Raw genomic sequence first — 4,931 nt, 5'->3', positions numbered from 1 at the left:
CTGAAAAATTGATAGCAAATTATGTTAAGGAACAAGGTGTTGAAAAGGATTATAAAAGTTTGAAAAAGAATAATCAATTGAAATTATTTTAATGCCTCGTGGGCTTGCCCCGAGGATTATTTACTCTTAGAAAATTTCAGCACGATAATGGTCAAAAAACATTTTTCGGTAAAACAGGAAATTTAGATGGCGATGATATTATAGACGCTATTTTAGAAAAAAAAGCCTGTGCTCGATTTATTTGTAAAAAAGTCTATAGCTATTTTGTAAATGAAACTATAGAGATATCGTATGTAGATAAAATGACAGATGTTTTCTATAAAGATTATGATATCGAAAAACTCATGCGTTTTGTATTTACACAATCGTGGTTTTACGATACTAAAAATATAGGTTCAAAAAATAAAGTCTCCAATAGAATTTTTGGTCGGTTTATCAAGAACTGTACCTGTAAATTATGCTAATAAAAGAGCTTTATATCGATTACAAAAAGCCTTAGGACAAACCTTGCTTGATCCACCAAATGTAGCAGGTTGGAAAGGTCATAAAAACTGGATAGACGTTAATACCATTGTGGTAAGATTAAAGTTACCATCACTTTTATTAAATGGTGGGTTAATAGCTTTAGACGATGGAGTAGACAATATGCGCCGCCAGTTTTTTAATAAAAATAAAATAAAGTTACCACTGCGTACGACTCCAGATTGGGAAACATTTCAAAGGGCTTACAAAAATGTATCTCATCATGATTTAATTTCAGTTTTATTAAATGGAAAAATGAATAGTGGCACTCTGACTTATCTAAAATCTTTTGACAAAAGCTCGAAACAAAACTATTGTATTCAGTTAATGTCGTTACCAGAATATCAAATGTGTTAGTTATGGATAGAAGACATTTTTTGAAGAATTCAGCGCTAGCAAGTAGCTTATTTTTTGTTCCAAATTTTGTGAGAGCATTCGAGGATATTGATGTAAAATCTATAGGTTATAAACGGTTAGTTATTATCCAGCTATCTGGCGGTAATGATGGTTTAAATACTATAATACCTTATACCAACGACTTATACTATAATGCCCGACCAACATTAAGTATTAAAAGTGATGTTATAAAATTAAATGACGATTTGGCAATGCATCCAAGCTTAAAGCCATTGCAAAGTCTTTACGATAATGGAGAGCTTTCAATTTTAAATAACGTAGGTTATCCAAACCCCGTGCGTTCGCACTTTAGGTCTACGGATATTTGGCAATCTGGTAGCTCAAGTAGCGAGTACTTACAAAGCGGTTGGATTGGTCGTTTTTTAGACAAACATAGCAAACAACCATATAATGCCATTGAGCTTGACGAAAATTTAAGTCTTGCCTTAAAAGGAGAACATACTAGTGGTATTGCCACAAACGATTACAAAATACTTTACAGAACAGCTCGTGACCCTTATTTTCAAAACGTATTAAACCATTATAATGACCAACATTTGTCTGAACATAACTTAGGTTATTTGTATAAAAACATGATAGATGCCAAGTCATCTGCAAATTATATTTATGAGAAAACTAAAGTTAAATTATCTCAAGAAGAATACCCACAGAATAAATTTGCAAAACAACTAAAAAACACAGCTCAGTTTATAAATTCTGGATTAGATACAAAAGTATTTTATAGTGCTTTAGATGGCTTTGATACGCACGTTAACCAGCAAAATACACAAAAAAGACTACTGTCAATTTATGCTGAAGCAATGTCTGCTTTTGTAAAAGATTTAAAACGAAACGGTACTTTTGGCGATACACTAATTTTAACGTTTTCTGAATTTGGAAGACGTGTAAAACAGAATGCGGCTAATGGTACAGATCATGGCTCAGCAAATAATGTATTTGTGGTTGGTAAGCAATTAAAAATGGCTGGTGTTTATAATGATTTATCATCTTTAAGCGATTTAGACAATAATGGTGATTTAAAATTCACTATAGATTTTAGACAAGTTTATGCCACTATTTTAGAGAATTGGTTAGGCACTTCTTGTGATGGAATCATAAGTACAACTCAAGAAAAACTAATTTTTTTATAAAAAAAAACCCTCACTTCAATGCTAGGAATTTGCTGGGAGAAGTAAGGTTGTATATATATTTGTTGCTTTTAATAGAAGAATAAAACTAGTAATATATAATTGGAAAACAGATAAATTGTATGTCCGTAATCAGTAATAATTTAGATTTCAAACACATTCTGTCACATTGAGTACTTCGACTTTAGTTTATGCTGAGCACAGTCGAAGTACTCAGTATAAACTAAAGTCGAAATGTCTTGCAAATCAAAAACTTAGATTTCTCGACTACACTTCGACTACGCTCTGTGACCACGCTCGAAATAACAGATACATTCTGATTATTACACTTTAAGGATATACAGAACAGATAATTATAGACTAATCGCAATAAAATTAGAAGACTTGTTTTTGCTTGTAAAAATCATAAGTAAAAACACCACTTTTTAGACTTAAACTACACCTATATTTTTTCTATAACTATCCAAGATTTTTGAGTCAGATAGAGATATATACAAAGCATATTAAAAAAACCTGTACGCTTTTTGGGTCATAGTTTTTTTTGATTTCATGTGGTAAGATTAGTTTACCTCAAAAGTTAACTTTACGTTAACTCTGAACTCTGTAACTTCGTCATTTTTAACAATTGCACTTTGGTCTTGTACATATACAGAGCGTATATTCTTAACACTTTTTGACGCATATTTTACCGCTTTTTTAGTTGCATCTTCCCAACTTTTATCAGAGTTAGATAATACTTCAATAACTTTTAATACTGCCATCTTATTTTTTTTAAGGGTTAAAAATTTTATTCTATAATTTATGCAAAAAAACTCAAAACAACACTGTATTTTAGCTAGTTATATTTTATTTTTCTTAAAATACGCATAGTAAGTTTATAGGCCTCATAGATATATTTGTTATAATCTTTTAGAAGTAATCTGGCTTCGTCTAGTTTCTGAAGTGCGCCTTCAAAATGGTTAAGATAACAAATAAGATAAGTCGCCGATAGATTCTTTAAATCATCCATTTCATTGGGATTTAGGGATAATCCTTTTTTCAATTTTTCGATTAATGCATTATTAGAATTATAAATGTGATGTAATGTTTTTTTATCGAATTGTGGTGGCTCAAATAATAATTTTGTATCTATAGAATATTGTGCATTATCACCAAAGTTAATTACAGTTTCTTCAAGTTTGTAATATTTAAAACTATTTTGAAGACCAAGCTTTACATATTCTACTATAATAAATTTATTGTCAGAAAATGAAATTGAAACTTCATCTAAAGTAGAATAAAAAAGTCGTTTTTGCTCGTTGATTAGTTCAATATCTACTCTAGAATAGAATACTTCGTCCTTAACTTCTTTTTTTTGCCCTGCCCAACACAAAACAAAATATTCTTTAAAAACTCTGTATTTTGGGTTGAAGTCGGAGCGCTTATTCATAAAATCGAAAACACCATCTAGAGTGAGTTCAATATTATTTAGTGCATGATTTTCTATGGCTGTAACAATCTCTGAATTAAGATCTTTAATTTTAATATCAAATACCTTAGGCATGCTCATACTGCCATCTCTGAAAAAGACGGCACCACCATAATATTTCCAAATGTTTTTGCGTAAGGATGTTAAGCCTTCATTAGATCTAATAGTTACCAAACCAACTACTTTATTATCTGGTAGATGCGGAAATGGAATATTCTCATATTGAACTATTGGTGGATTTGTAAGATAGGCATTAATTAGATTTTGGATTTTACTGTCATCAAAAAAATCTACGCCAATGATTTGGTTATCGGTATCATCAACACCAATAACGATGTAAGAATTATTTTTAGGATTACTATTAGAAAGTGCACAGATGTGTTTTAAAAATTTTGCCTTTCCTTCTTTATAACTGAGATTTAACTTTCGCTTCTTATCATAAAAACTGTTCTCGTCATTATGTGCGAGCAAGTTTTTAATAAGAAGACGTTTGTTAATCATAGCCTAACATCCACAAAAGGACTTTTAGTTTTCTTTCTTCACAATAGTCGAGCTTCCCTGAGCTGTACAGAACATCAAAACATCAGCAATATTTACATGTGCTGGTCGACTAATGGCAAAATGAATAACTTCTGCGATATCTTCAGGTTGTAATGGTTTGTAACCTTTGTATACATTATTGGCAGCACTATCACCCTTAAAACGTACTTGAGAAAATTCAGTCTCTACGAGTCCTGGATTTATGGCGCTTACTTTAATTCCGTATGGGTTAAGGTCAATACGCATACCTTCAGTAATAGCTAAAACTGCGTGTTTGCTAGCACAATAAACGTTTCCTTTTGGGTATAGTTCTTTTCCTGCAGAAGAACCGATATTTATAATATGCCCTGACTTTCGCTCCGTCATACTTGGAATAATCACTTTACTTACATACAGTAACCCTTTTACATTGATATCTATCATGGCATCCCAATCGTCTGTACTTCCTGTTTCAATAGGGTCGAGACCATGCGCATTTCCTGCATTATTTATTAAAATATCTATATTTTTAAAAGCATCAGGTAAACTTCCAATAGCATTGAAGGTGGCATTTTTATCGCGAACATCAAAATTTAGGGTATGCACATCAGTTTCTCTAGATAATGCTTTTTGTACACTATCTAACCGTTGTTGGCGTCTTCCACATAAGACAAGTTTAATGCCTTGTTTTGCAAATTCGTGAGCTGTAGCGCGACCTATACCACTTGTTGCGCCTGTTATTAATGCTGTCTTTTTCATACGAATAAATTATGTTTAAAGTTCATGTTTTCAACATTTTAGATTAAACTGCTAAGAATCCCTTTTAGGTAAAATTTTCATACACATGCTTTAATGCAATACTCTTTTGTACTTAACAG

At 31.5% G+C, this 4,931-nt stretch carries 6 protein-coding genes; 3 read left to right on the top strand and 3 right to left on the bottom strand.

Annotated elements, in window-relative coordinates:
- Positions 1–98 precede the first annotated feature (98 nt).
- Genes HKP48_RS06790 through HKP48_RS06780 form a run of 3 tightly spaced genes read left to right on the top strand, consistent with a single transcriptional unit; the run spans position 99 to position 2,069 of the window.
- The gene (locus tag HKP48_RS06790) at positions 99–464 is read left to right on the top strand and encodes a DUF1800 family protein (RefSeq protein ID WP_296344156.1); all 366 of its coding nucleotides are present in this window, start codon (positions 99–101) and stop codon (positions 462–464) included.
- The gene (locus HKP48_RS06785; RefSeq protein WP_296344154.1) at positions 424–879 is read left to right on the top strand and encodes a DUF1800 family protein; all 456 of its coding nucleotides are present in this window, start codon (positions 424–426) and stop codon (positions 877–879) included. Before HKP48_RS06790 ends, HKP48_RS06785 begins: the two co-directional genes overlap by 41 nt.
- A 2-nt stretch (positions 880–881) precedes the next feature.
- Positions 882–2,069: a DUF1501 domain-containing protein gene (locus HKP48_RS06780; protein ID WP_296344152.1), complete on the top strand. Its 1,188-nt coding sequence runs from the start codon at positions 882–884 to the stop codon at positions 2,067–2,069.
- A 557-nt stretch (positions 2,070–2,626) separates the two neighbouring features.
- Here HKP48_RS06780 and HKP48_RS06775 read toward each other — a convergent pair.
- The 3 genes from HKP48_RS06775 to HKP48_RS06765 all read right to left on the bottom strand — a co-directional run bounded on the left by HKP48_RS06775 (position 2,627) and on the right by HKP48_RS06765 (position 4,812).
- A complete protein-coding gene (locus HKP48_RS06775) occupies positions 2,627–2,827 on the bottom strand; it encodes a dodecin family protein (protein ID WP_296344150.1) in 201 nt (66 codons plus the stop codon).
- A gap of 74 nt (positions 2,828–2,901) precedes the next feature.
- Positions 2,902–4,035 carry an ATP-binding protein gene (locus HKP48_RS06770; RefSeq protein WP_296344146.1) on the bottom strand — a complete coding sequence of 378 codons (1,134 nt, stop codon included), beginning with the start codon at positions 4,033–4,035 and terminating at the stop codon, positions 2,902–2,904.
- A gap of 24 nt (positions 4,036–4,059) precedes the next feature.
- The gene (locus HKP48_RS06765; RefSeq protein WP_296344144.1) at positions 4,060–4,812 is read right to left on the bottom strand and encodes an SDR family NAD(P)-dependent oxidoreductase; all 753 of its coding nucleotides are present in this window, start codon (positions 4,810–4,812) and stop codon (positions 4,060–4,062) included.
- Positions 4,813–4,931: the final 119 nt, after the last annotated feature.

Source organism: Winogradskyella sp. (assembly GCF_013042245.1).
GTDB lineage: Bacteria > Bacteroidota > Bacteroidia > Flavobacteriales > Flavobacteriaceae > Winogradskyella.
Note: the sequence above shows the minus strand (reverse complement) of the source record. Positions and strands in the feature narration are given on the sequence as shown.

Coding starts and splice junctions, on each gene's coding strand:
- HKP48_RS06765 (WP_296344144.1), bottom strand. CDS start 4,812: ATGAAAAAGACAGCATTAATAACAGGCGCAACAAGTGGTATAGGTCGC.
- HKP48_RS06775 (WP_296344150.1), bottom strand. CDS start 2,827: ATGGCAGTATTAAAAGTTATTGAAGTATTATCTAACTCTGATAAAAGT.
- HKP48_RS06770 (WP_296344146.1), bottom strand. CDS start 4,035: ATGATTAACAAACGTCTTCTTATTAAAAACTTGCTCGCACATAATGAC.
- HKP48_RS06780 (WP_296344152.1), top strand. CDS start 882: ATGGATAGAAGACATTTTTTGAAGAATTCAGCGCTAGCAAGTAGCTTA.